This is a genomic window from Collimonas sp. OK307, assembly GCF_900113705.1.
GTDB lineage: Bacteria > Pseudomonadota > Gammaproteobacteria > Burkholderiales > Burkholderiaceae_D > Collimonas.
In genome coordinates, this window is sequence record NZ_FOQI01000001.1 from 180,718 (window position 1) to 205,432 (window position 24,715).

Here is a 24,715-nt window from a genome sequence, read left to right on the forward strand (position 1 = left end):
TCCTTCTCGATTTCATGCTTGTCCCAGTCCTGCTCCTATACTGCGGGCATGGCGCCGACCGGCACGGCGCTCGCCTGCGGCATATTCTGCGGCGGGTGGGTAACGATAGACGTCAATCCGGCATCGGTTTTTACCAGCGCCTCCAGGTCGGGCCGCGGCCGGCGCAATTCCGGATGACTGTCGAATAATCGCTCGAACGCACTGGCGCATGCCAGCAAGTAGCTGTCTGCCCGGAAAGCGCCGATCAGTTGCAGGCCGAACGGCATATTCTTGTGATCGCTGCCGCATGGCATCGACAGCGCCGGATTGGTGGCCAATGTAACCACATAGGTAAGCGACAGCCAGCGATAGTAGTTTTCTAGAACGACGCCGTTGACCTGCTTCAAAAACAGATCGGACCAGGGGAAAGGCGATACCGGGGTGGTTGGCGAAAGTATCAAGTCATAGTCGGCGAACATCGCTTGAAAACGGCGAAACAGACGTGTTTGCTCGGCCTGCGCCCAGGCGCAGTCAGCCAGCGTCATGGCAGCGCCCAGTTCATAGTTGGCGCGTGTATTCGGCCCGAGCGAAGCGGGATCGCGTTTATACACAGCCTCGAAACCGGCGACAAAACTCTCGGCCCGGATCACGTCAAAGCAGCGATGCGCGTCGCCCAGGTCGAAGGCCAACGGCGCGCATTCTTTGACAAACGGGCGCAGTGCGGCGATCTTGCTGCGGAACACCTTGCGTATGTCGTCATCGACTTCGCAAACGCCGAAATCTTCTGTATAGCCGATGCGCAACTCCGACAAATCGATATCCCGGAGCGTGCTAAACGCATCCGCGGCGATCGGATAACTAAGCGGATCCGCCGCATGCATGCCGGCGCTGGCTTGCAACTGAAGCAATATATCGGCCATGCTCCGTCCCATCGGGCCGACTACCGAAATCGGGGTCCAGCCCAGCAATTTTCGCTCGCTTGGAATCAAGCCAGGTGAGGGACGGAATCCGACCACGCCACATTTGGCAGCCGGGATGCGCAGCGAGCCGCCGGTATCGGAACCGCTGCACAACGGCAGCATATCTACCGCCAGCGCCGCCGCCGAACCGCCGGAGGAGCCACCCGCATTCAAAGTTGGATTGAAAGGATTGCCGGTGGCGCCCCATACGGTATTCCTGGTATTGGCCCCTGCTCCCATTTCGGGCACATTGGTTTTACCGGCGACAATCGCACCCGCGGCACGCAAACGCGCCACCAGTGCATTGTCTTTGGCGGGAATGTTATGGCGATAGATCGGCGAGCCGTAAGTCGTCAGCAAGCCTTCGGTCTCTTCGAGATCCTTGATACCGATCGGCAATCCATGCAATAGCCCCAGGCGCCGCCCTTGCAGCACCGCCGCCTCGGCAGCGACAGCTTCACCGCGGGCGCGCTCGAAACAGGTAGCGGTAACGGCATTGATATACGGATTGATCGCCTCTATCCTGCAGATGCAGGCATCCAGTAATTCCACCGGCGATATTTCTTTCGATCCGATCAGGCGGCGCAATTCGACCGCACTTTTCTCGACGATATTTGTTTCAAGCATGGGATTCCTTGGAAGGGTTCACGGCTTCAAGCTGCCGCTCGCATTTTTCGATGTCTACCGGTGTGTTTTTTTCTGTATCGGTTGCGCTTTTCCCGGTCTGGATAAACAGGCTGACGATGACCGAAAAACATGCCGCGGCAATCAAGAAGCCGAACGCGTAGTTGTAATTATTAAAAGCGCTAACCAGGAAACCTATCGCCAGCGGCGAAATGAAACCCGCGGATTGCCCGCCGAGATTGACCATGCCGATACTGCTTCCCACCAGGCGTGCCGGGAATATCTTGGTCGGCAGGGCGATACAGGTCGCCAGAACGAAGGATTTGAAAAAATAGACGATGCATTGATAGGTAATGACGCCGGCGACGCTATCGGCCGTGTACATGAAATACAGGAAAACGGCAGTCAATACCGAACTGGCGATCAGCAGGTAGCGCTCCCTGCCATCGAAAAACCGCACCATCACCCAGCCGCCGATCGCCGTTGAGATACCTGCAAGTACATAGGGCAGTGGCAGAAGCAAACCGACCGATTTCAAATCCAGCCCGCGTTGCGTCATCAGATAGGCTGGCATCCAGGAGTCCAGCCCCTTGTTGACGATACTGAGCCCGAACCACACCGCGACGATCTTCCACATCAAAGATGTCTTAAGCAGATTCCGGAACGCTTCCTTGTCTATTCGCTTCTTCTCGGTGGCCGCCGCGCTGCCCTTACCCGGCTCTGCGGCCTTGGCGGGCTTGATGAAGAACCAGTACGCCGCGCTGAACAACAATCCGGCAATGCCCATGTAGTGAAATACGTTGCGCCAGCCGAAATGGATAATCAACGGCGCAATGATCAGCGGCGCCAGCATGCTGCCGACGTAGTTGGAAGACATCAGCAGCGACGACATCTTCGGCCGTTCTTCCTTTGAAAAGACTTCAGCCACGCCCTTGACGCTGGCCGCCGGAAACGCGCCCTCACCCAACCCGAACAGGAACCTGATCAGCACCATGCTGGTCAAGGACCAGGCGATGCCGGTAACGCCGGTGAATAACGACCATAACAGTATTGAAACAACAATAACCGGTTTCGAACCGAAGCGATCCGCCAGCCAGCCTCCGGGCAGCTGCATCAGCGAATATCCGAGGAAGAAACTGCTCAGCAGTATGCCCAGCTCTGCCGGCCGCAGCTGGAAATCGCTGGCGATATGCATGACTGCGAAGGTAATCGCGGCGCGGTCGATATACGAAACGCACCATCCCAGATAGAGCAGCGCCAGAACCAAGTACTTGTGACTGTTTTTCCCTAATGCCGCATGCATGCTCGAATCCTCCGGATCTCGATATCTCACTGATATACAACTAGTCAGGTCAGCCACAAAACACAAGACCCATGCTAAGGCTAGCCGAGGTTTGCAACAAGTACAATGTTTCGAATAATCGTTTGCCGTTTCGGCAAACCATAAATAAAATGGCAGTATGATAAACACCAGGGTTTTGCAGGAAACAGGGGTGCGCTACTTTCTTGAAGTAGTGAGGAGAGGCTCGATCACCGAGGCCGCGGCTACGCTCAACGTCGCCTCTTCCGCCATCAGCAGGCAGATCGCGAGGCTCGAGAGCGAGCTCGATACGGTGTTGTTCGACCGGGTCGCGCGCGGCATGAAACCGAATGCGGCCGGCGAACTCCTGGCCGCCTATGCCTTGCGCATGCAGCTCGAAACCGAGCGCATCGGCAATGAGATCCTGGCCCTGAAAGGGCTCCAGCGGGGCGAGGTAAAACTGGTCAGCACCGCCGGTTTTGCGGTGGATTTCCTGCCCGCGGCAATAGAAAATTTCAGAAGAAGCCATAGCGGCATCCACTTTCATTTGTCGGTGGGTTCGGCAGCACATGTTACCCGCCTGTTGCGTGAAGGCGAGGCAGACATAGGATTGACCTTTGCCCTCGCGCCGGAGCAAGACATCAAGGTCGAATACAGCCAAAGCGCGCCGATTCTGGCCGTGATGGGCACCGGGCATCCGCTGGCGGCAAGAAAGCACGTGGCGTTGTCGGAACTGATCGCCTATCCGATAGCGCTGCCGCAAAAGAAAATCACGATGCGACGGCTCATCGACGCCTGCTGCAGCAAAAAGAACCTGTTGATCGAACCGGTACTCAGCAGCGATTCGATCGATGCGATATTGAGTTTTGTGAACGCTGGCGGAGGCATAGCGTTTTCCGCCGAATTACCGATTCGGAAACTGCTGGCGACGGGGCAACTGGCTGCAGTCCCGATTAAAGACCGAGATATGAATGCCTTGCAGATGGAAATTCAGTCGCTATCCGGACGTACGCTGTCGCAAGCCGCAAAGGCATTTTTAAGCACCTTGATAGTCAAAGCGCCAACACCGGGGTAATTGCCATTTGCACGTCTGACTGTCGCCGCTGCCTTAGGGATTGATTGGTAGCGCCGTCTTGTATTTCACCTGTTTCAAGGCGAAGCTCGAACGGATATTCTTGATACCCGGAATCTTTGTCAGGTGATCCAGGATAAAGCGCTCCAGCGCCTGGATATCCGGCACCACGATGCGCAGCAGATAGTCCTCGTCGCCGGTCATCAGGTAGACCTCCATCACCTGCTCGAAATGGCTGACGGCTTTTTCGAAGCGCGCCAGCGCGGCGGACTCCTGCTTTTCCAGGCTAACCTGGATGAAGACGTTCATTTTCAAGCCAAGCGCCGGCGGATCGACCAGCGCGACATAACGCGAAATCACCTGCCCGGCCTCCAGGTTCTTGACCCGCGCCAAGGTTGGTGACGCCGATAGATTGATTTTCTTCGCCAGGTCGATATTGCTGATATTGGAGTTCTCCTGCAACTCCATCAAAATACGCAAATCGGTTGAGTCAAGATTCATATGCAGTATGAAAAACTGATTGATTAATAATTAAAGTATTTTATGCTTAATTAAGGTAAATACACAGCCAATTTAAGTTACCCATGCCGCTTCTTTGCCGCTACCTTATGTTGAAGGTGAAACTCAGGCTAAAACTCAACGGCAAGGAACGAGGACCATGGAAATGTCATCCGTCAACAATCTGAACAATCCATTCGACAGTGATGCGCAGGAGACCGAAGAATGGCTAGCGGCGCTGCAGGCCACCATGCAAGCCTCCGGGCCTGAGCGCGCCCGCTACCTGTTGTCGCGCCTGAGTGCGGCGGCCCAGACGTGGGGCGTCAAATGGCGCGATGCGCGCAATACGCCCTATGCCAACACCATTCGTGTCGAAGATGAACCACCGTTTCCGGGCGGCGCCGATGCACTGTCGATCGAGCAACGCCTGGCCAGCCTGATGCGCTGGAATGCGTTGGCGATGGTGGTGCGCGCCAACCGCGCCTATGGCGAACTGGGTGGCCATATCGCCAGCTACGCTTCTGCCGCCGATCTGTTCGAAGTCGGCTTCAACCATTTCTTCCGCGCACGCACCGACTCTTTTGGCGGCGACCTGGTCTATTTCCAGGCGCATTCGGCGCCCGGCATTTATGCGCGCGCCTTCCTGGAAGGCACATTAACGGAAAAAGAGCTGTCGTTCTACAGGCAGGAAATCGAAGCGAAAAAACATGGCGTGCAGGGCTTGTCTTCGTATCCACACCCGTGGCTGATGGAAAATTTCTGGCAGTTTCCCACCGGCTCGATGGGACTCGGACCGATCAGCGCCATCTACCAGGCGCGCTTCATGCGCTACATGGAACATCGCGGTTTGCTGGCTCCGCAAGAGCGTAAGGTATGGGGCGTATTCGGCGACGGCGAGATGGACGAGCCGGAATCGCTGGCGGCGCTCAGCCTCGCATCACGCGAAACGCTGGATAACCTGGTATTCGTGGTCAACTGCAATTTGCAACGACTCGACGGCCCGGTGCGCGGCAACGGCCATATTGTCGATGAGCTGGAGACGATATTTGCCGGCTGCGGCTGGAATGTCATCAAGCTGCTATGGGGTTCGGACTGGGATCCGCTGTTCGCGCGCGACCAGGCGGGCGACCTGCTGAATGCGCTTAACCAGACGGTAGATGGCCAGTTACAGACCTTCGCTGCCAACGATGGCGCCTTCAATCGGGCCCGCTTCTTTGGACAAAATCCGGCGTTACAGGCAATCGGTGCGACGCTGACCGATGACGAGATCGATCGCCTCCAACGTGGCGGGCACGACATGAAAAAAATCCATGCGGCGTACCTCGCCGCGGCCAATCATCGGGGGCAGCCGACGGTGATACTCGCCCAAACCAAGAAAGGCTTTGGCATGGGCGCTGCCGGACAAGGCAAAATGACCACCCATCAGCAGAAAAAACTCGACGCTGGCACCTTGCTCGAATTCCGCGACCGTTTCCGCCTGCCGATTTCCGACGCGGACTGCGAAGCGCTGGCGTTTTACAAGCCGGCAGATGGCAGCCCGGACATGCGCCATCTGCTGCAGCGGCGTGCGGCATTGGGCGGCTTCATGCCTCGTCGTAGCGTATCGCAGACGAAGGTTGCGGCGCCGGAGATAGCGTCTTATGCAAAGTTTGCACTGGATGCCGATGGCAAGGAAATGTCGACCACGATGGCGTTGGTGCGTATGCTGGGCATCCTGCTGAAAGACGATGGTATCGGCAAACATATCGTGCCGATAGTGGCCGACGAAGCGCGCACTTTCGGCATGGCCAACCTGTTCAAGCAGGTCGGCATCTATTCGTCGCAGGGCCAGCTGTATGAGCCTGAGGACATCGGCTCCATTCTGTCGTACCGGGAAGCCAGGGATGGCCAGATCCTGGAAGAAGGCATCTCGGAAGCCGGCGCAATTTCTTCATGGACTGCCGCCGCGACCAGCTATTCGGTACATGGCTTGCCCATGCTGCCGTTCTACATTTACTACTCGATGTTCGGCTTCCAGCGTATCGGCGATCTGATCTGGGCGGCGGCGGACCAGCGGGCGCGCGGTTTCCTCATCGGCGCCACCTCCGGACGGACCACCCTGGCAGGCGAAGGCTTGCAGCATCAGGATGGCTCCAGTCAAGTGATTGCAGCAACGGTGCCGAACTGCGTTTCCTATGATCCGGCCTATGCCTATGAATTGGCAGTGATCGTACAGGATGGCATGCGCCGCATGCTCGGCGACAATGAAGATATCTTCTATTACATCACCGTGACCAACGAAAACGAGGCGCAACCAAGCATGCCGGCAGGTGTAGAAGAAGGCATCAGGCGCGGCATGTACTGCCTGCTGCCGCAAGAGAATGCTGATGTGCGTTTGCTGGCAGCCGGCCCGATCCTCAAGGAGGCGATCGGCGCGGCTGCACTATTGAAGGAGAAACTCGGTATCAACGCCGAGGTCTGGAGTGTCACCAGTTATACCGAACTGGCGCGTGACGGCGTCGCGGCCGAACGGCTGCAGCGCCTGTCCGACTCTTCCGAGGAAGCCTACATCGCGCAGCAACTCGGACACAGCAATGCACCGGTCGTCGCCGCCAGCGACTATGTACGCAGCATTCCCGAAAGCATCCGCGCTTATGTGCCGGCACGCTACGTCACGCTGGGTACGGACGGCTTTGGACGCAGCGATACGCGCGCCAACCTGCGCGACTTTTTCGAGGTCGATGCCAAATGGATTGCCTTCACTGCGTTGCGTGAACTGCCCGCGGGAAAAGATGCAGAGCAGTTGACGAAGTTTGCCGAGATACTCGGTTTGGATTTAACGAAACCGTTGTCGATCAAGGAGTAATCCTCAAGTCGGCCTGACCTCTTCAAAGCGGCGCGCCAATTCCTGGCGCAACTGCTTGCGCAGGATCGCACCTTCAAACCGCCTTTTTTCCTCGGCACTGAACGGACGCAATGGCGGCACCGCAACCGGGCGGCGTTCGCCATCCACGGCCACCATTGTAAAAAAGCAACTATTAACGTGGCGCACTACTTGGGTTCGGATGTCCTCAGCCACAACCTTGATGCCGACTTCCATCGATGAGGTGCCGGTATGATTGACGCTGGCAAGAAAACTGACCAGTTCGCCTACATGGATCGGCTGGCGAAAGGTCACCTGGTCCACGCTCAGGGTCACCACGTATTGCGCTGCGTAGCGGCTGGCGCAGGCGTACGCCACCTGGTCGAGTAACTTGAGAATCGCGCCGCCATGCACATTACCGGAAAAATTAGCCATGTCTGGCGACATCAGCACGGTCATGGTGAGTTGATGAGATGGCATATCCATAATTGACGGGGTTTCTCTTTGCTTTAAGAAGGGTGCGAAAGCGGCAAGCCTATCCTAAAATGACCGAAACTAGCAAGAAGCAGATGTTGCGATGCGCCCCCAGCGCCCCGCAACTCCCGGTTTCAGCCCTGCCGCCAGGCACCCCGTTTCTTAACTCCCCTGCCGCCCGCGCACAGATGGAACAAACATGTCCGACCACTTTGCCGGCCGGGTTTTAATCGTACCGGCCTTGTCCATGAACAACACGTACTGCATCAGGCCGTTAGGCGTGGTGTGGAACTGGACATCAGGATCCGCTAGCATTTTTTCCACTTCGTCGACCGTCAGTTTGATTTTGGAGACGCGGATAAATGTTTCGGCCGCACCATGCCGGTACTTTTCAATGTAGGTATTAGCCTCTTCCTGCGCGGCCATAAATGCCTGGACCAGCTTTGGATTGTTCTCTGTAAATTGCTTCAACGCAAACACCACATCCAGCGTGATGTTGCCCAGCACGTCCGAGGAATTCAGAACCCGTGTAATTTTGGGGTTCTTCAGCTCTTGATAAGAGAACGGCGGCGAAGTGAAATGCGCCGTGATCTCGGTTTTGCCGGACATCAGCGAACCAACGGCTTCAGGGTGCCCGAGGCTGACTGTCAAAGGATCCAGCTTGGCATAGTTCTCGGCGCCGAAAGTTTTGGCAACGGCCATCTGCAACACTACTGCTGACAGCGAGGTCTTGATGCCTGGAATCGCAATCTTGTCTTTGGGGGTAAAGTCTTTCAGCGATTTGATATTCGGATTATTGGTATTCAGCCAAAGCGAGGACGTGCTCAATGCCCCCAACCCGATCACTTCCGAACGCGGGATTCCTTGTGCCTTGGACCATAGGGTGATGAAGCCCGGCGCGCCGGTGCCGGCAATATCCAGGTTTCCGGCTAGCATCGCATCGTTAATCACATTGCCGCCGTCCAGCGTCAGCCAGTTGATCTTGATATCGCCCAGGCCCATTTTCTTGGCCTGCTTTTCCAGCAATTGCTGGTCGCGCATCACCATCAACGGCAGATAGAGGATACCGTAGCCGTGCGAAATACGTACCGTGGATGCCTCGGCGTGCGCCACGTTCATGAAAGTGGACAGGGCCAATGTCCCTGCTACCACCAATTTGCTGAAAGCTCTGCGTTTCATTCATATCTCCTGGTATTTTTATAGTCTGTGATTTTGCGCGGTATTTTATACGGTCTGCCGCGCGTTTTGGACAACTGCTTAGTGCTGCATTCCCCAGCGACGGATAGTCCGCTTCTCAATCGTGGCAAAGATAAAGTTTTCAACAAAAAGCCCGATGATAATCACGAAGAACAGGCCGGCAAACACATTCGCCGTTTCGAGTTGGTTGCGGTTTTCAAAAATGTACCATCCGAGGCCGCCGCTGCCCGACGACACGCCGAACACCAGCTCGGCCGCAATCAGTGTGCGCCATGCAAATGCCCAGCCGACTTTAAGGCCGGTAAGAATGCTTGGAAAAGCTGCGGGGATCAGGATTGAACCAACCAGCGAGAATCGTTTCAAGCCATAGTTCTGACCGACCATGCGCAAGGTATTGGAGACGCCGCGAAAGCCGCTATGGGTATTCAACGCCACCGCCCACAGAACCGAATGCACGATGACGAAGATGATGCTGCCGGTGCCCAGGCCGAACCAGATCAGCGCCAGCGGCAACAGAGCAATTGCCGGCAACGGATTGAACATGGAGGTCAGGGTCTCCAGAAAGTCGGTGCCGATGCGTGAACTGATGGCTATCGTGGTCAACAAGGTCGCCAGTGCAATGCCGAGGCCGTAGCCGATCAGCAAGGTCTTCATGGATACGGCTGCTCTTTCAAGCAGAACGCCGCTGCTGATGCCTGCCCAGAATGCCTTCACCGTTTCCAGAAAGCTCGGGAACAGCAGTGAGTTGTTCAGCCAGCGGCCATATATCTCCCACACCACGGCCAGCAGCAGCAGGATAAATATTTTACGTAACCATCCGTGGCGATAAAGCGATTCGGCAAACGATAGCGGGCGCTGAATCTCGGCGGTCTCGGCACGCTGCGGATCGAGCACAAATTCCGGGCGCACAAACAGTTCGGGCAAAGCAGTATTGGTTGATTTCATGGCTAACCTCGATGTTCAATGTGCAAACAACATGTCGTTAATCCGGGCTTCCAGCTGCGCCTGGCTGGCGCTGCCGATTTCTTCCGGCGGGATGCTGTTGAGTTCGGCCTTGACCTGGCCCGGATGCGGCGACAGCAACAAAATGCGATTGCCGATGCGGATAGCTTCTTCGATCGAATGGGTGACGAATAAAACGGTAAAGCGCGTGTCTTCCCACAACCGCAGCAATTCATCCTGCATTTTGCGGCGAGTCAGCGCATCGAGCGCTGCAAAGGGTTCGTCCATTAACAAGACGTCGGGTTCCATTGCCATGCCGCGGGCGATCGAAACGCGTTGCTTCATACCGCCCGACAGCGTATGTGGAAAGCTGTCGATAAATTTGACCAGGCCGACTTTTTCGATGTAGTAAGCGGCGCGTTCAGCCGCTTCGGTTCCACGCAGGCGGCCGCTGGCGTGCAAGGCAAATTCGACATTCTGGCGCACGGTTTTCCATGGCAGCAGTTGATCGAACTCCTGGAACACCATCATCCGGTCCGGTCCCGGCTGGGTCACTTCCTTGCCTTTCAGGCGGATCGTCCCATGTACCGGCTCCAGGTAACCGCCGATTGCTTTCAGCAACGACGATTTGCCGCAACCGGACGGGCCGAGCAAAATATAACGATCGGATGGGTAGACTTTGAAGCTGACTTGCTTGGCAGCGGTCACCAGATGATCGCTGGTCTTGTACTGCAAGGTAACGTTATCGATTTCCAGCAGTGGCGTGGCGACCGCAGGGGTCGCGGCTGCGCCTTGGTGGGCGAGAGAATCGCCTTTTTCCATGTTTGTCTCCATATTTTTTATATTTCCTACACACCGATGCTAATCTGCGAAACTGTAACGAACCTGACGGCTTTAAATTCATGACAACCACGTTGTCAGAAAATAAATATATAAGTAAAAATAGAACTACAAATAGAGATACAAGATGCGCATTCTTTTGGTGGAAGACACGACAGACGTAGCCGACGCGATTATCGCGCACCTGTTACGCCTGGGTCATACGGTGGATTGGGAGGCCAATGGCCGTAAGGCCGCAAACATGGTGACGGACGAGCATTACGACCTGATCATCCTGGACGTCATGCTGCCGGAGCTTGACGGCTATGCCTTGCTGAAACGCATACGCGGCGTGCCGCTCGACACCCAGGTATTGATGTTGACAGCATGTGCCGAAATTGAAGAGCGGGTGAACGCCCTGGACGCCGGCGCCGACGATTACCTGACCAAGCCTTTTGATTTTCGCGAGCTGGAAGCCCGTATCCGGGTACTGCTGCGGCGTGGTGGCGGCGATTCGACCAACCTGCTTAAATGCGCCAATCTGACCTTGGATCGCAAGAGCCGGACAGCCAAGGTTAATGACCTGCCGCTGGATCTGACGCGACGCGAAATCACCCTGCTCGAAATCATCATCTCTCATCCAGGCCGGATTTTCGGCAAGGACGAACTGATCGATAAGCTATTCACCATCGACGACAATCCCAGCGCCAATTCGGTCGAACAATATATAGCGCGCCTACGCAAGAAGCTCTCGCACGCACAGTTTGAAATCCGTACCTTGCGCGGCCTCGGCTATCAGGTTGTGTTGTCATGATTGTCGTCGGCCGTTCGCTCTATCTGCGCCTGGTCACCCGGGTCGGACTGGTGCTGGTGGTCAGCGCCATTGCACTATTGATTGCTATCTGGTTTTCGACACGGCTGGCGGCGAATGAAGCCTATGACCGAATCCTGACCGGCAGCGCCCTTTCGATTGCCGAGAATACCTGGTACAACAACGGCACGGTGAACGTCGATGCGCCGATTTCCGCATTCTCCATGCTGACTGCCGGCGATCAGGTGTTCTATGCCGTGCTTGACCCTGCGGGAAGGACGGTTGCCGGCGATCCCGAATTCAAACCTGTCATTCCGTGGGATAAGCTGGCCGACGGACCGTTGGTAATCCGCGGCGTGTATCTGGATCTGCCGGTCAGCATCGCCATCGTCGGCAGACGTTTGCCGGCCGCGGGACCGCAATCCTGGGCGGTGATCATGGTGGCCCAGACCAACAACGGGCGCGAATCGTTTACAAAAAATCTCGGCACCAATGCGTCGCTGGTGATCATCGTGATGGGCCTGCTGACGGTGATTGCAGCCACGTTCACCTTGTACCAGACCTTGTCGCCGCTGAAGAATATCGGTCTCGCGATTCAACGCCGCGACCTGCATGACCTGTCGCCGCTGAGCATAGAAGTACCGGCTGAAATCCATCCGCTGGTGAGTTCGATCAACCAGTTCATGCATCGCCTTACCGTGCACCGCGAACTGATGCGCCGTGTCATCGGCGACGCTGCCCATCAACTGCGGACGCCCGTGACGGCGCTGATATCGCAGATGGAACTGCTCTCGATGCAGCGCGACGAGAGCGGCCGACTGCGACATATTGCCAGGCTGAGCGAGCTGACGCATCATCTGGGTAACCTGATCAATCAACTGATCAACCACGCCATGGTGCAGCATCGGGCAGACTCGGTGCAACTTGAAACGATTGACCTGACGCTACTGGCCAGGCGCGAAATGACCGACATGCTATCCGGCCACGCCCAGCGCAACCTCGACATCGCCATGCTGGCGCCGGATGAACCATGCCTGATCCTGGGTGACAAAATCAGCATCCGCGAAGCGATAAAGAATATTCTCGGGAACGCCTTGCAATATGGCGCGCCGTCCCGGTTGCATATTGAAATCAGCCGGCAAAACACCGATTGGGAATTGCAAATCCGCGACGATGGCCCCGGCATCCCGGAAGCCGACCAGGAGCGTATCAGGAAGCCGTTTTCGGCGCGTAGCGGTGACCGCCTTGGCGCCAGCCTGGGTTTGTCGATCGTTGAAGAAGTCATGCGCGCGCATCACGGCCACATGCGTTTTGGCTATGCAGCCAATCAGGATTTCGTCGTCACACTGAGTTTCAAGGCGGTCTAGTCCAACCTTCCAGCCAAACCGCCCGGTCAAACCTTAACCGGTTCAATTTCGAACGGCTCGATGTCGCCAGGGCGTCGCAACATCTTGTTGACCTCATCGAGATGAAGCTCCTCCAGAACGATCATTTCCCGTGCATATTCCTCAAGCAGGATCGACCGCCCTTCGGTCATCTTGAACAAATTGTAATACGCTGCGAGCGCCGTTCTTTCAAGCTCCAGGCTTTCACGCAGGATATCGCCGATATCGTGCTGCGCCGTTTCCAGCAACGGCCCGATCTTCAGCGACGGATGGCCGCCCAGCAGCGTCACCATTTCTCCGGCCTTGTGGGCGTGTCCAAGTCCTTCCAATGCATTGTCCTTGAGCCAAGAGACGATCGGTATGCGGCCATATCCGTAGACCATCAATGAATAATGCGTGTAGCGCACCACGCCAGCCAATTCAAGCTCCATGATGTGATTCAACGCGTCAATTGTCAGTCGCTTCTCATTATCGTTCATGTTTTTCCTCTGGTTTATTGAAACTGCCTGCCGGCGCTTCTGCACGTCTGCGTTTCATTTCGCGCCGAGCAGTTTGGCCGTCTTCGCGACATTTTCCGGCTTCACCCAAAGCAGCCCGCCGTAACGACCGTCGCCGCCGACCAAGGCATCCATTGCAGTCACTTTTATGTCGGCATCGGCGAGTTTCTGAAGTACATCCAAAAGTGCGCCGGTACGATCCTCGCCCTGCAGCAGGAAGCCGGTTTTTTTGGGATTCATGGCCCAGCCCGCCTTTTTGGCGACTGCGGCAAATTTCTTCGCATCTTCAGGGATAAAGTCGAGCTGCGCCCGCTGGCCGCGCGGGAAGCCGGTAAATGCAAGCAGGTTCACGCCCCCGTCCGCCAGAGCGGAAAGCACCTTTACGCCCTCGCCTGCCTTGTTTGAAATCGCCATTGAGAAATAATTAACCTTACGTACGGAATCAACCATTTTTATCTCCTTGCAGCCAATGCAGCCACTGACAAACGACTATTCGGAAATGATTATTCAATTCAGGGATAGCAAAGATTAAGATGAATAGCAAGGCGTTCTTTGAACCTCTAGGGCGAGAGGTGTACGATCGAAGCGTCGAACATTTTTTTGCGCTGTAACATGCACCGTTGCCAGCCGGCACTGCGATTCCCTCGAGGGAGGCGAAATCATGATCATGACGCTTAATTCTCCAGCATTTTCACATGACGGTTTGATTCCCAAACGCTACACGTGCGAGGGCGAAGATATTTCTCCTGAACTGGTATGGAGCGGATTGCCGCCGGCGACCCGCAGCTTGGCCCTGGTCGTCGACGATCCTGATGCGCCCGATCCGGCGGCGCCGCAAACTACCTGGGTGCATTGGGTGCTCTACAACATCCCACCTGAGGCGGACGGACTCGAGGCTTCCGTTCCTGAAGCGAAACTACCGGCCGGTACCAAGGATGGCTTGAACGACTGGAATCGCACCGGCTACGGCGGCCCTTGCCCACCGATCGGGTGCCATCGCTATTTTCATAAGCTCTACGCCCTGGACATCGTACTTCCAGACCTCGGAAAGCCGACCAAGGCGATGCTGGAAAAGGCCATGGCGACCCACATCATCGCCAGCGCCACGTTGATCGGCAACTACGAAAAGATGGACTGAGGTGAAACTGCCGTGAAATTACCGGATCGGCACACCTGGGTTCAGGCGTGCCGATCATCGAGTGAATTGCAGCGGCGTACTCACCGCTGCTGCTCGATACCGCAATCAAAAATAATTTCAGGGCTCGATCCGGCTGATGCGTGTTGCCCAATTGGTCAACGCCACGCGACTTCCGTTACAACTGAACTGCGCCGCAGGATCGGTGTATTGCGCCAGCGTGCAACCATGCGCAATGTATTCGTTCGCCAGCCAGATATCGTTACCGTCAACTGCTGCCGCGCCGTAATCGCCCCACCGGCTGCGCGGCGTCCCAAAGGCGTTATACGAGCCGAATTCGTCGTCGGGCCCGAGGCCGTTTGCAATGACCTTCACCAATTCACCTCGATGACCATTGTCGCGGCTGAAATGAATATAACCTGCACTCGGATAATGATCTGCTCCAACCACCGTAAAGCCGATCACTCCTTTGCCGTTAGATAATGCAGCGATAGCCGGCCGCGTGACGCTGTTGCCGGCAATCGCCAGCTGGCCTTGCTTGACGACCGATGCGCTGATGAGATTCGGTGAAACAGATGGATTCAACACGTAATAAGCAATCCCTGTCTGTTCTGCGCCGGCGACATTGACGACGGTATCGAGTGCGCCATACAAACGGTTGCCGGTGAAAAACACCTGTTGCATACGTGAATCGTTTGGATCAATCGCGGTCAGAACTTCCGGAAGTGCGGGCTGGACTGCCGTTAAATAATTCCAACATCCAACGCCGGCTGGCGTCACCATGCTGCGATCGTTCAGGCAATCTCTCAGAGGGGCGCTTCCCGGTTTCTGCGGAATCGCAGGCGGCACGCCATAGGTATCTACATTGACGACGTTGTGCACGAGTGTCAGTGCAGGTGTGTTGCCATCCAGAGATCTGGTATTACCAACCGCCCACACCCGAAGGCGATTATCGTTGCCGGAATTGCTAAATACCGCGACCGAACTCAAGAGATATTCGGTGCCGTGGTTGCTCCGCTCAAAATCGCCGGCCGGAGACACTGCCGGCCATACGGTGAAACCCGGGTTGCCCTCTAGCAGATAATCAGCGGTGTCCAGCTGCACCACTTGAATCGAGGCGCTACCACTGATCAGTGCTTTTTTCGATATCGCATAGATTTGCGCACTGTTGAATCCGCCGGAAAACGGGAATTCGTTGGTGGTCAGGTAGATACCGTGCGCGTCGGCGCCGATGTGCGGATAGTCGCCCAGGCATGGGCAGTTCGGGTGTTGCGGCGAGCCCTGCGTGCCGTCGTCCTGCACTGCGATCTTGTACACGGTCCAGCTACCGAGCGGATCTGCTGACGAGCTGACCGCAAGGTCAAGATGATTGGTGCCGGTTTGGGCGCCCGTGGCGGGATCGGTGTCCAGCGTCAAGACCAGATGGAACCAGCGTTTTACGTCTGGATCGAAATAACAGGCCGGGTCGGTTATTGAAGGGCCAAAAACGCGTGGATTGACCTGGCGGTTAATTGCTGGCGCATATCCATAAAATGCGTTGAGCGCAATATCTCCGCTTAACGCAACGCCTTTACGGTTATAGACCTTCATGACGTCATTCAGCGATTCCATGACGTAGCCGTTCCCGGCACAGAGCCCCTGATCCGGCGGCTCTATCGAAAACTGGTTGCCGTTGCTTGCAAGTCGCTGGTTGCGCGAATTTTCGCCGTCGAAACTGAGTTGCACACGCCTGTCTGGCACATCTTTGCCCAACGCCTCGGCCCACTCACCCTTCCCCTGTGCCTTGGCGATACTGCGGTTTATCTTGAACTTCGCTACGCGCGCGAGCACGCCGGTGGTGCTTTGCGTTCCTTTTGTTCCCGCTGCGCCTGTCGTACCGGCTGTACCTGCTGCAGTGGGACCGTCTGCGAGATTAGGGACGTTCGAAAATGTCGGCGATGTTTCGGGTGATGACAAGCCATCGACACCGACGGTAGTGGTTGGAATGTTGACTGTGCCGCTGCTGGGTATTTGTCTTGTGATGGTGGCGCCGAAAGCTGAACCAGTGGTAAAGCAGGTAAAGCTGAGAATTATTCCTAACAATTTTAATCTACTAAAATTCCGATTCATTTTCTTCTCCAAAAATTGTCATTTTTGAGCCTCTTCAGGGTAAAGAAAAAACCTTACTTTGCAGACCGCAGTTCCTCAGCCAAAAGATGCTTTCATCACGAAAATTCTTGTGGCTACATTTCGCCGCGTTAAATCAAGATCGACCAGGTCCGGAAGTATTTTCAAGTTGCTTGAACTCGACAATCAAACAGAATTAACAACAGGCAATATTTGCCGTGCGGAAAGTATATATATTTTATTCGCGGTGCGGGGTATATTTTTGCCATGTCAAAAAATAAAGAAATTAACTGGATGCGGCAGTGCGCTCGCATCGAAAACGGGGGTGCGCAGGCAGTAGCGCGTGCACGCAACCACCTGGCGATACAGGAAACGCTGGCCGTGCCGGGGCAGCGAAATCTGCGGGGAGATCGACAGGCCCAAGTTTCACGGCATGACGGTTGGCACATTTGAAAACGCGTACGTTGCAACCACGAGCGCATAGTGATGTGCGATTGTCGGAATTTACGTTACCGCAATTTCTGTACGCGTCTTTATTCGCACGCTATTTTTGTAACGCCAGGCGCAGCCGCAGTCTTATTCTTGCGGTGCCACGATGTCCACCAGCGCTTGATATAGCCGTACCGGTTCTTCCGCGATCCGATTCAGAACGTACAGAAAATATTCTTCGCCATAAACGGCGTATTCACGCGTTGGAAAACCACGCTTATGCAACCCATTCAATTGCTCCGTGCCGAGACCGATCAGCGATTCGAATTCGTAGTGGCGTTGCTCAAACAGGCCCTGTTGGACAATCAGATTCGTCAGGTCTTCTTGAATCGTGCGATCGTGCGTCGCAATCGAACATTTGTGCTCGCTAGTGAGTAGTTTTACTGCGAAATGCCTGTAGCAAGCGGCCAGTTCGGGGCTGCTACGATCGTAGGCAATGTGCGCAGGCTCAAGAAACGCGCCCTTCACCAAACGAATGCGGCCTGGATAGGCCATCAGTTTTGGCAGATCCTCTGCACTGCGGTGCAACTTGGCGGGCACTGTGATGCCGACGTTCTCCAGTGCAGGATCTGCATGCAGGCGGGCATAGGTGCGATAGATATTATCGGCGCGATCGGATCCTTCCATCGAAATCATGACTTCGCAGCCGCTTGCGGCAGCGGCGCAGGCAATTTTTCTGGCATTGAGGAAACCGAGCTCGGGATCGATCACAGAACCGATGTGAGACAGATCGAGTGAAACCGAGCAATTCAGGGCGCCGTCCGCACTTCTGTCGCGAATGGCGCTAATCAATGCCAGAAAGACCTCCGTTTCCGCATTAGCCTTGCTCTCGTCGCGGCAACTTTCTCCCATATACTCTGCAGATGCAGCATGGCCACGGGCATTGATCTGACTTACGCGTTCCACCACATCTTGCGTTGTCTGCCCGGCGACATACCGCCGGGCGACGCGATGCATGAATGGCCGCAGCGCCGGATCGTTACAAAACCTGGCCTTGGCCTCTTCATTCAATGCCAACTCGCGCAGCACATCGGCAGCCTGGTCGACCAAGGCTCGCCACTCCGCAGGAAATGTCGGTTGATTATTGTTTGTCATAATAGATAGTTGAAGCGATAGTTGAAGCACTCGTCATGAAATTCCGCCTGAAACGGCGGGTCCTTGTTTCCAGGAATTCATTTTAGAGATTCGACGAGAGGCAGCAAAACCAGTAATTTTCCGTGCTTCTGCCAATTTTTCTCACATCGCCAAGGTTGCAGGCGGCGCTTGGCGCTCAGGTGCGCAATGGGAACCGGTGGGATCGGTAGTTATAATCATTCGGTAAAAATGCCATTTATGCCATTTGAATGATATATTTCCACATTGCAACTTATTGTTTGGGTGAGGAATAGCATAATTTGCGCCTATCTGCACTTATTCATCTCCGGTCAGACTTGAAACGACGCCATAAGTTATATACTAAACAACTTACATCTATCTCTTCACGCGGATACTCACCCTTAAACATTGCCAATGTACTCAATATTGCCAGCCTTAGTCGCATCCGTTTTTCTGGGTTACGGCTTGTACGTACTTTGTACACAAGGCTTTACCCGTATCGGCATCAGCTTTTCCGCGCTGTGCATGATTTCTGCGTTTTGGCAGGGTACCTGGGCTGTACTTTTCCAGGTTCACACGCCAGGCCTGGCGATGTTCCTGATCAAGTCCGGCTACCTCCTGATCCTGTTCTTGCCGACCAGCTTGTATCATTTCCTGACAGAAGTCTCGGATCGCCCGAATGAACGCCATCTGGTGTATCTGTCGTATGGAATAGCCTCGATCCTGGCACTCTTTCTGATCGGCGGCGATCTCTTCGTTGCCGGTTACTATGAGTATTTTTGGGGATACTATCCAAAGGCAGGGCCGCTCCATCCGGTTCATGTGCTGCAAACCGTGGTGGTGGTCTGCCGCGGCCTCTATATCACCCTTCTTCAGCAAAAAACCGCGCCGCCGAATAAACGCATCAGGCTACGCTTGTGCATCGCCGGCATACTTACTTATTTTTTTGCGGCCGTCGATTATCTGTGTAACTACGGGTTCGAATTTTACCCGCCTGGCGTGTTGTTCATCGCTGTCAGCCTTGGCATCATCACGGTCGCGATTGTCAAATACGGCTTGTTCAATCCGATGGCAATTGCCGCCAGCGTCGCCCACGAGATGCGTACTCCGCTGCTCTCGATCCGCAATCAGGCGCAAGGAATCAACAAATATATCCCGACACTTCTCCATAGCTACCAGCTGGCGGTTGCCAACAATCTTTGCCCTCCCACTTTGCCGCCGTTTGCCTTGAACTATCTTGCCACCATAGGCAAAACGCTTACCCACGAAGTAGATCGAACCAGTGCGGTACTGGACATGATGCTGGCCTCCATCAAAATGGATCAGATCGACAAAAGTTCATTTGCGCAGCACTACATGGGACATTGCCTGAACGAGGCGATTGAACGCTACACCTACGACCGCGAGGACCGGGAGCGTATCGTTGTCAGTGCTGTCGAGGATCAGGAATTCAGATTTTACGGGTCGGACACGCTGCTGATACTGGTGCTGTTCAACTTGCTGAAAAATGCACTGTACGCGATCAAAGTAGCCGGCAAGGGTGAAATCCAGATATGGACGGTGCGCGGACCGTCCATCAATCGCCTGTATTTCAGGGATACGGGGACCGGGATTACCGGCGACGCGCTACCGAATATCTTTGACGGTTTTTTTACGACCAAACAAAACGGCGGCACCGGTGTCGGGCTCACTTTTTGCCATCGGGTGATGGCATCTTTCGGTGGCCGCATACGCTGCGATTCCGTTGCAGGCCAATATACGACATTTACCCTCGAATTTCCGATGGTGGAAAACGCTCCGGATGAAATAATTTCTCCAATTGTTTCAACACCACGGCGACAAACGGAGGAAAGCACAGTGCACTCTCCTCCGCATGTTCTCTAGTTCAATTCAAGCTTTTTCCAAACCAGATGTTACCTCTTTCTTTCGCGCCCTTCATTGAACTTCATATTCCCGGATTTTTTCAAGAATGTGATCAGGCAAGCGCGTGATTCTCTTTTCCTTGTTGGCGAAAACTATTTGCTGATGGCCCTTCGCAACCAGCTTGCCATCTACAAGAAATCGGAACAACAGTGAAAACGAACATTGCTTGATAGCGAAAGTATTGACCTCGCACGCGATCTTTTGGAATGCGAATGTCTCGCACACATACTCCTGTTGCGCCTCCTTGGTAATGAAAACCCCAAGCGACTGCAACATGTCTGCAGAAATACACTCGAAAAACCAACGTTCGCGGCAGATCCCTTGCCATTCGAAATGCCGGGCAAAATAGATATTGCCGGTAGCATTCGAGTCTTTCAGGTAAACATCGATCGAATGGTGGAAGGTTTTTGGCAGGCCGGGTCGCAAAATGATAAACGGCAGCGGGGCAACTTCCGCTTTGTTTTTTTTGGCGACCGGATGCTGGGACAGGATAGCTGACATGATGGAACTCCATAAGCACATAGAAAAAAGGCTGAATGAACAGCCGCTATTGCCGCCTCGTCTCTTTCAAGTCCGAGGAAGCAGCTTATAGTGTTGATCAAGTTCTATTACTTACAAGTAACTAACTGCAAATAACATCGGAAATTTCACCTTAAATGGCATCAACACGGCAGTGGCCGGTATGTCGCAATCGCCATTGTCATTGCCGCAAATCAGTTTATCTATTGCAGCTATTTGATACGTTGTTTCTCCAGCTTGCGCGCCAGCGTACGCCGGTGCATTCCCAGGCGCCGCGCGGTTTCGGAAATATTGAAACCGGTTTCCACCAGCACCTCGTGAATGCGCTCCCATTCGAGGGTCTTGATCGAGGTCGAACGATTGCTCAACTCAATCTCGCCAACCCCGGCTATATGGCCGAAAGCAGCCTCGATATCGTCGGTATTGGACGGCTTGGCCAGATATTGGCAAGCGCCTAGCTTGATGGCTTCTACTGCCGTGTTGATGCTAGCGAAGCCGGTCAGCACCACGATCAACATGGCGGGGTCATGCTTATGCAGCATCTGGACGCACGCTAGCCCCGAGGTACTGTCGTTCAACTTGAGATCGACTACCGCATAGCCCGGCGAATGCTGGCGCAGCAGTGCGGCGGCCTCGCCCAGATTCGTCGCCAGCAACACCGTGTAGTCGCGGCGTTCGAATGAGCGGCCAAGCGTGCGGGCGAAGGTAGCGTCATCTTCAATGATCAACAGTAGACGATCAGTCGCCATGCGGTGTTTCCTCTTCAAGGCTTATCGCTGCCAGAGGCAGGGTAAGCTGGACCAGCGCCCCGCCCTGTTCCCGATTGCGGGCTGTCACGGTGCCGCCCAGTTTGCGGGCGACATTGACGACGAAAAACAGGCCCAGGCCACTGCCGGGACGCCCTTTGCTCGACTGATAGGGTTTGCCTATCTGGGCCAGCATCGCGGGCGCAAAACCGGGGCCGGTGTCGGTCACCACCAGGGTCAGCGCATCGGCTTCCCGGGTCGCTTCCAGGCTTACCCATTGCGGCGATGCTTCTAGCGCATTGTCGAGTACGTTGCAGATCATCTGCTTGAGGGCGGAATCAAACGCCACCGGCATATCTTGCTCTATCCGGTTTTCATAGGCGAACGAAACAATCGGCCGGGTGGCGCACCACTCTTTCGCCAGGTCGTTCAAAAAAGTGCTGATGGTGGTCTTCACGGACGATTCGCCACGCGCCTCGCCGGCCGACAGCAGGATGCCGCTGACGATACTCTTGCAGCGCTGCAACTGGGCCTGCATTTCACCGATCTCTTCCAGCAGTTCGCTATTCTTGCTGAATTCCGGCATGCGCCGCCAGTCGCCCAGGATTACCGACAAGGTAGCCAGCGGGGTACCAAGTTCGTGTGCAGCTCCCGAAGCCAGCAGCCCCATGCGCACGATGTGGTCTTCCTCCGCCGCACGCTGACGCAAATCGGCCAGTTGGGCATCCCCGGCCCGCAGGTTGCGGCCGATGCGGGTAATAAAGAACACCAGCAAAGACGCATTCAGCACAAAACAAATCAGCAAGCCCTCGACGTACAGGCTGGACAAGGCATTGCCGTGTTCGGGCGGCAGCGCCAAAGGGTCGGAAAACAGCGACAAACCGGCCAGGCATGCGCTGGTGATGGCTACGATGATCCAGGTCGACCAGGTTTCCAGCAATACGGCGCTGAGAATCACTTGCAGCAGATAGAGGAAGGCGAAAGGATTACTGGTTCCTCCGCTCAAGGACAGCTGTGCGGTCAGGATGCCGACGTCGACCAGCAGCGCCAGGAACAATTCGCCGTTGCTAGCCACCCGCCGTTCATGCCAGCGCAGATGACTGGCGATATTGAACGCTACCAGGCAGGCCAGCACCTTCAGCATATCCGGCAGCGGCAGCTGAATGCCGAAACCGAGGATGACGATGGCAATGGTCGTGACCTGTCCGACCACGGCGATCCAGCGCAACTGGATCAGCTGCAGCATATTCTTGTGACCGGCGCTATTTTCAACGCCGGCCGCCACTGTCCAGCGATGTTTCAGATCTTCTGTATTTGCAAGAATATCAATTTTACTTGCCATCTTCACTTTCACTGTCGATACCATCGGCATTGGCGGCGCTGCGCCGCGAACGCCGCTCTTCGCGACCAATCCAAAAACAGGCGCCCGCCACCATCAAGGCAAGAGCATACCAAGTGAGAGCATAAACCAGATGATTATTGTGAAAGGCAATTACCGTTAAACCGCCGACTGGATACGCTTTCTCCTTAGAGCCGGCGGCGGCTTTAGTTGCGCCGGTTGCATCTGCATCAACGAAATAGGGTGCAGTCTCTACCGGCTTCAGGCCGCGCGTCGCTGCGATGGCTTGCACATCGCGCGAAAACCAGCGGTCAGCGGCAGGATCATTGTGGCGCAGGAAGCCACCGCCCGGTTCGCTCATGCGCAGCAGACCGGTAACTACCGCGACGTTGTTGCCCGTAGCGTCATGGGAATCGTTTTCCCTGGCGGGAATGAAACCGCGATTGACCAGCACCACACTGCCGTCGGCGCTGCGGAGCGGCGTCAGCAGCCAGAAGCCGCTGCCAAGTTCGGTAACGGCCTGGACTCGCGCTGTGAGCGCATAAAGGAAAGTACCGGTGAGCCGGACACGCCGATATTCGTCGGCGTCGGCATTGATTTGCTGCCAGCGTTCGGGCCCGGGAGCGGCAACGGCTGGCGCATGTACTCTTTGGTCAACCCGCTCGATGAGATCGAGCTTCCATTGCAGGCGCTTAAGCTGCCAGGTACCTAACGCGACAAAACCGGCAAACGCCAGCCCGCCGCAGATGGCAAGCAACAGCAGCACGGTTCTGGAGCGGGAGCGGGACTGGGGCTCAACAGTTGCGGCGCCCTTGCCGTCCGTCACAGTGCCGTGCTGCGGCTGTTTCATTGCATTTTCATATTTGGCATGTTGTGCATATCTTCCATGCTGTGCGTCTTCGGCATGTTGGACATGTTCTGCATCGACTCCGGAACCACTTCCGTCGAATCAGGCATCATGCCCGGCATCATGTTGTGGTTCAGGTGATACATCACCCACAACGAACCGCTCAGCATGATGAACAGCAGCATGATCGTGAAGATCAGCGCCAGCATCGACCAGCCGCCTTCGGACTTGGTGTTCATGTGCAGGAAATACACCATATGCACAACGATCTGGACCGCAGCGAAGCCAAGCAGAACCAATCCCATGGTGCTGGACTTGTCGATGACTTTGCCCATCACCAGCCAGAACGGAATGGCTGTCAGGATCAATGCCAGTATGAAACCGGTAGTGTAGCTTTTCAGGCTGCCGTGATCGGCATGCGTATGACCGTGGTGGTCGTCGTGGCCATGGCCGACTATGCGGGCCGGATGTTCTTGATGTCCGCCGCTCATGGCAAAACTCCCATCAGATAGACAAAGGTGAAGACGCCGATCCAGACCACGTCCAGAAAGTGCCAGAACATGGACAGGCACATCAGGCGCCGGCCGTTCTCAGGGGTAAGTCCATGGCGCTTGACCTGGAACATCAGCGTGATCAACCAGACGATGCCGAAAGTGACGTGCAAACCGTGCGTTGCCACCAGCGCGAAGAACGACGTCAGGAAGCCGCTGCGTTGCGGTCCTGCGCCTTCATGGATCAGGTGGGCAAACTCATACAGTTCGAGGGCGATAAAACAGGCGCCGAGGATGCCGGTAACCGCCAGCCAGGCCAAGGTAGCACCCTGGCGTTTGCGCTGCATCTCCAGCATGGCGAAACCATAGGTGATCGACGACAGCAACAGGAACGCCGTGTTGACCGCCACCAGAGGCAGGTCAAACAGTTCAGCGCCGGTCGGGCCGCCTGCATAGTTACGGCCGATGACGGCGTAGGTCGCAAACAGACAGGCGAAGATCAGGCAATCGCTCATCAGGTAGAGCCAGAAGCCGAGCAAGGTGCCGTTTTCCGGATGATGCTCACGTACGAAGAAACGTTCGCTCAAGGAGCGGGAGTTAGCGTTGGCGCCCATGGCGCCGGCGGA

23 protein-coding genes are annotated in these 24,715 nt (G+C 55.5%); 6 read left to right on the top strand and 17 right to left on the bottom strand.

Annotated elements, in window-relative coordinates; genetic code table 11:
- Positions 1-35: 35 nt before the first annotated feature.
- A complete protein-coding gene (locus BM205_RS00870) occupies positions 36-1,565 on the bottom strand; it encodes an amidase (protein ID WP_092411792.1) in 1,530 nt (509 codons plus the stop codon).
- Entirely contained in the window at positions 1,558-2,865 is a 1,308-nt protein-coding gene (locus tag BM205_RS00875) for an MFS transporter (protein WP_092411793.1), read from the bottom strand. The genes BM205_RS00870 and BM205_RS00875 overlap by 8 nt, the downstream gene beginning before the upstream one ends.
- A 190-nt stretch (positions 2,866-3,055) precedes the next feature.
- Between BM205_RS00875 and BM205_RS00880 the strand changes: the two genes are divergently transcribed.
- Complete coding sequence (locus BM205_RS00880) at positions 3,056-3,937, top strand: LysR family transcriptional regulator (RefSeq protein WP_371326439.1); 882 nt, start codon at positions 3,056-3,058, stop codon at positions 3,935-3,937.
- A 33-nt stretch (positions 3,938-3,970) separates the two neighbouring features.
- Here BM205_RS00880 and BM205_RS00885 read toward each other — a convergent pair whose 3' ends face one another.
- On the bottom strand, positions 3,971-4,435 hold the full coding sequence (locus BM205_RS00885; protein ID WP_092411795.1) for an Lrp/AsnC family transcriptional regulator: 465 nt from the start codon (positions 4,433-4,435) through the stop codon (positions 3,971-3,973).
- Between the two features lie 157 nt (positions 4,436-4,592).
- On the opposite strand from BM205_RS00885, the gene mdeB reads away from it, so the two are divergent.
- Positions 4,593-7,277, top strand: coding sequence for an alpha-ketoglutarate dehydrogenase (gene mdeB, locus BM205_RS00890; RefSeq protein ID WP_092411796.1), 2,685 nt, complete (start codon positions 4,593-4,595; stop codon positions 7,275-7,277).
- A 3-nt stretch (positions 7,278-7,280) separates the two neighbouring features.
- Here the strand turns inward: mdeB and BM205_RS00895 are convergent, their stop codons facing one another.
- The 4 genes from BM205_RS00895 to BM205_RS00910 form a co-directional block, all read right to left on the bottom strand.
- Positions 7,281-7,760, bottom strand: a complete 480-nt coding sequence (locus BM205_RS00895) for an acyl-CoA thioesterase (protein WP_092411797.1) — start codon at positions 7,758-7,760, stop codon at positions 7,281-7,283.
- Positions 7,761-7,910: 150 nt separating this feature from the next.
- Complete coding sequence (locus BM205_RS00900; protein WP_092411798.1) at positions 7,911-8,927, bottom strand: ABC transporter substrate-binding protein; 1,017 nt, start codon at positions 8,925-8,927, stop codon at positions 7,911-7,913.
- A gap of 78 nt (positions 8,928-9,005) precedes the next feature.
- Positions 9,006-9,890 carry an ABC transporter permease gene (locus BM205_RS00905; RefSeq protein ID WP_092411799.1) on the bottom strand — a complete coding sequence of 295 codons (885 nt, stop codon included), beginning with the start codon at positions 9,888-9,890 and terminating at the stop codon, positions 9,006-9,008.
- Between the two features lie 15 nt (positions 9,891-9,905).
- Complete coding sequence (locus BM205_RS00910; protein WP_092411800.1) at positions 9,906-10,709, bottom strand: ABC transporter ATP-binding protein; 804 nt, start codon at positions 10,707-10,709, stop codon at positions 9,906-9,908.
- Positions 10,710-10,854: 145 nt separating this feature from the next.
- On the opposite strand from BM205_RS00910, the gene BM205_RS00915 reads away from it, so the two are divergent.
- The gene (locus BM205_RS00915) at positions 10,855-11,520 is read left to right on the top strand and encodes a response regulator transcription factor (RefSeq protein WP_092411801.1); all 666 of its coding nucleotides are present in this window, start codon (positions 10,855-10,857) and stop codon (positions 11,518-11,520) included.
- A complete protein-coding gene (locus tag BM205_RS00920) occupies positions 11,517-12,884 on the top strand; it encodes a sensor histidine kinase (protein ID WP_092411802.1) in 1,368 nt (455 codons plus the stop codon). The genes BM205_RS00915 and BM205_RS00920 overlap by 4 nt, the downstream gene beginning before the upstream one ends.
- Before the next feature lie 26 nt (positions 12,885-12,910).
- On the opposite strand, the gene BM205_RS00925 is transcribed toward BM205_RS00920, so the two are convergent.
- Together BM205_RS00925 and BM205_RS00930 are read right to left on the bottom strand one after the other, a co-directional pair.
- Entirely contained in the window at positions 12,911-13,381 is a 471-nt protein-coding gene (locus BM205_RS00925) for a ferritin-like domain-containing protein (RefSeq protein ID WP_092411803.1), read from the bottom strand.
- A 54-nt stretch (positions 13,382-13,435) separates the two neighbouring features.
- On the bottom strand, positions 13,436-13,849 hold the full coding sequence (locus BM205_RS00930) for an ACT domain-containing protein (protein WP_092411804.1): 414 nt from the start codon (positions 13,847-13,849) through the stop codon (positions 13,436-13,438).
- Between the two features lie 211 nt (positions 13,850-14,060).
- On the opposite strand from BM205_RS00930, the gene BM205_RS00935 reads away from it, so the two are divergent.
- Positions 14,061-14,537: a YbhB/YbcL family Raf kinase inhibitor-like protein gene (locus BM205_RS00935; RefSeq protein WP_092411805.1), complete on the top strand. Its 477-nt coding sequence runs from the start codon at positions 14,061-14,063 to the stop codon at positions 14,535-14,537.
- Between the two features lie 117 nt (positions 14,538-14,654).
- Here BM205_RS00935 and BM205_RS00940 read toward each other — a convergent pair whose 3' ends face one another.
- Both BM205_RS00940 and BM205_RS00945 read right to left on the bottom strand, forming a co-directional pair.
- Complete coding sequence (locus BM205_RS00940) at positions 14,655-16,643, bottom strand: hypothetical protein (protein WP_139227190.1); 1,989 nt, start codon at positions 16,641-16,643, stop codon at positions 14,655-14,657.
- Between the two features lie 573 nt (positions 16,644-17,216).
- Positions 17,217-18,224, bottom strand: coding sequence for a proline dehydrogenase family protein (locus BM205_RS00945; RefSeq protein WP_092411807.1), 1,008 nt, complete (start codon positions 18,222-18,224; stop codon positions 17,217-17,219).
- A 414-nt stretch (positions 18,225-18,638) separates the two neighbouring features.
- Between BM205_RS00945 and BM205_RS00950 the strand changes: the two genes are divergently transcribed.
- Positions 18,639-20,108, top strand: coding sequence for a sensor histidine kinase (locus BM205_RS00950; protein WP_175511110.1), 1,470 nt, complete (start codon positions 18,639-18,641; stop codon positions 20,106-20,108).
- Between the two features lie 51 nt (positions 20,109-20,159).
- Here BM205_RS00950 and BM205_RS00955 read toward each other — a convergent pair whose 3' ends face one another.
- The 6 genes from BM205_RS00955 to cyoC all read right to left on the bottom strand — a co-directional run bounded on the left by BM205_RS00955 (position 20,160) and on the right by cyoC (position 24,703).
- Positions 20,160-20,648, bottom strand: coding sequence for an acyl-CoA thioesterase (locus tag BM205_RS00955; protein WP_139227191.1), 489 nt, complete (start codon positions 20,646-20,648; stop codon positions 20,160-20,162).
- Between the two features lie 230 nt (positions 20,649-20,878).
- Entirely contained in the window at positions 20,879-21,415 is a 537-nt protein-coding gene (locus BM205_RS00960; RefSeq protein ID WP_092411810.1) for a response regulator transcription factor, read from the bottom strand.
- Complete coding sequence (locus tag BM205_RS00965) at positions 21,405-22,754, bottom strand: ATP-binding protein (RefSeq protein ID WP_092411811.1); 1,350 nt, start codon at positions 22,752-22,754, stop codon at positions 21,405-21,407. The genes BM205_RS00960 and BM205_RS00965 overlap by 11 nt, the downstream gene beginning before the upstream one ends.
- Positions 22,744-23,601 (bottom strand): SURF1 family protein, encoded by an 858-nt coding sequence (locus BM205_RS00970; RefSeq protein ID WP_092411812.1) that lies wholly within the window; start codon positions 23,599-23,601, stop codon positions 22,744-22,746. Before BM205_RS00970 ends, BM205_RS00965 begins: the two co-directional genes overlap by 11 nt.
- Positions 23,598-24,089 carry a cytochrome o ubiquinol oxidase subunit IV gene (gene cyoD, locus BM205_RS00975; protein ID WP_092411813.1) on the bottom strand — a complete coding sequence of 164 codons (492 nt, stop codon included), beginning with the start codon at positions 24,087-24,089 and terminating at the stop codon, positions 23,598-23,600. Before cyoD ends, BM205_RS00970 begins: the two co-directional genes overlap by 4 nt.
- A complete protein-coding gene (cyoC, locus tag BM205_RS00980) occupies positions 24,086-24,703 on the bottom strand; it encodes a cytochrome o ubiquinol oxidase subunit III (protein WP_254783719.1) in 618 nt (205 codons plus the stop codon). Before cyoC ends, cyoD begins: the two co-directional genes overlap by 4 nt.
- Positions 24,704-24,715 lie beyond the last annotated feature (12 nt).

What these genes read in the sequence shown, in the direction of transcription:
- BM205_RS00870 (WP_092411792.1), bottom strand. Translation starts at nt 1,565, where the DNA reads ATGCTTGAAACAAATATCGTCGAGAAAAGTGCGGTCGAATTGCGCCGC.
- BM205_RS00875 (WP_092411793.1), bottom strand. Translation starts at nt 2,865, where the DNA reads ATGCATGCGGCATTAGGGAAAAACAGTCACAAGTACTTGGTTCTGGCG.
- BM205_RS00885 (WP_092411795.1), bottom strand. Translation starts at nt 4,435, where the DNA reads ATGAATCTTGACTCAACCGATTTGCGTATTTTGATGGAGTTGCAGGAG.
- mdeB (WP_092411796.1), top strand. Translation starts at nt 4,593, where the DNA reads ATGGAAATGTCATCCGTCAACAATCTGAACAATCCATTCGACAGTGAT.
- BM205_RS00895 (WP_092411797.1), bottom strand. Translation starts at nt 7,760, where the DNA reads ATGGATATGCCATCTCATCAACTCACCATGACCGTGCTGATGTCGCCA.
- BM205_RS00900 (WP_092411798.1), bottom strand. Translation starts at nt 8,927, where the DNA reads ATGAAACGCAGAGCTTTCAGCAAATTGGTGGTAGCAGGGACATTGGCC.
- BM205_RS00905 (WP_092411799.1), bottom strand. Translation starts at nt 9,890, where the DNA reads ATGAAATCAACCAATACTGCTTTGCCCGAACTGTTTGTGCGCCCGGAA.
- BM205_RS00910 (WP_092411800.1), bottom strand. Translation starts at nt 10,709, where the DNA reads ATGGAAAAAGGCGATTCTCTCGCCCACCAAGGCGCAGCCGCGACCCCT.
- BM205_RS00915 (WP_092411801.1), top strand. Translation starts at nt 10,855, where the DNA reads ATGCGCATTCTTTTGGTGGAAGACACGACAGACGTAGCCGACGCGATT.
- BM205_RS00920 (WP_092411802.1), top strand. Translation starts at nt 11,517, where the DNA reads ATGATTGTCGTCGGCCGTTCGCTCTATCTGCGCCTGGTCACCCGGGTC.
- BM205_RS00925 (WP_092411803.1), bottom strand. Translation starts at nt 13,381, where the DNA reads ATGAACGATAATGAGAAGCGACTGACAATTGACGCGTTGAATCACATC.
- BM205_RS00930 (WP_092411804.1), bottom strand. Translation starts at nt 13,849, where the DNA reads ATGGTTGATTCCGTACGTAAGGTTAATTATTTCTCAATGGCGATTTCA.
- BM205_RS00935 (WP_092411805.1), top strand. Translation starts at nt 14,061, where the DNA reads ATGATCATGACGCTTAATTCTCCAGCATTTTCACATGACGGTTTGATT.
- BM205_RS00940 (WP_139227190.1), bottom strand. Translation starts at nt 16,643, where the DNA reads ATGAATCGGAATTTTAGTAGATTAAAATTGTTAGGAATAATTCTCAGC.
- BM205_RS00945 (WP_092411807.1), bottom strand. Translation starts at nt 18,224, where the DNA reads ATGACAAACAATAATCAACCGACATTTCCTGCGGAGTGGCGAGCCTTG.
- BM205_RS00950 (WP_175511110.1), top strand. Translation starts at nt 18,639, where the DNA reads ATGTACTCAATATTGCCAGCCTTAGTCGCATCCGTTTTTCTGGGTTAC.
- BM205_RS00955 (WP_139227191.1), bottom strand. Translation starts at nt 20,648, where the DNA reads ATGTCAGCTATCCTGTCCCAGCATCCGGTCGCCAAAAAAAACAAAGCG.
- BM205_RS00960 (WP_092411810.1), bottom strand. Translation starts at nt 21,415, where the DNA reads ATGGCGACTGATCGTCTACTGTTGATCATTGAAGATGACGCTACCTTC.
- BM205_RS00965 (WP_092411811.1), bottom strand. Translation starts at nt 22,754, where the DNA reads ATGGCAAGTAAAATTGATATTCTTGCAAATACAGAAGATCTGAAACAT.
- BM205_RS00970 (WP_092411812.1), bottom strand. Translation starts at nt 23,601, where the DNA reads ATGAAACAGCCGCAGCACGGCACTGTGACGGACGGCAAGGGCGCCGCA.
- cyoD (WP_092411813.1), bottom strand. Translation starts at nt 24,089, where the DNA reads ATGAGCGGCGGACATCAAGAACATCCGGCCCGCATAGTCGGCCATGGC.
- cyoC (WP_254783719.1), bottom strand. Translation starts at nt 24,703, where the DNA reads ATGGGCGCCAACGCTAACTCCCGCTCCTTGAGCGAACGTTTCTTCGTA.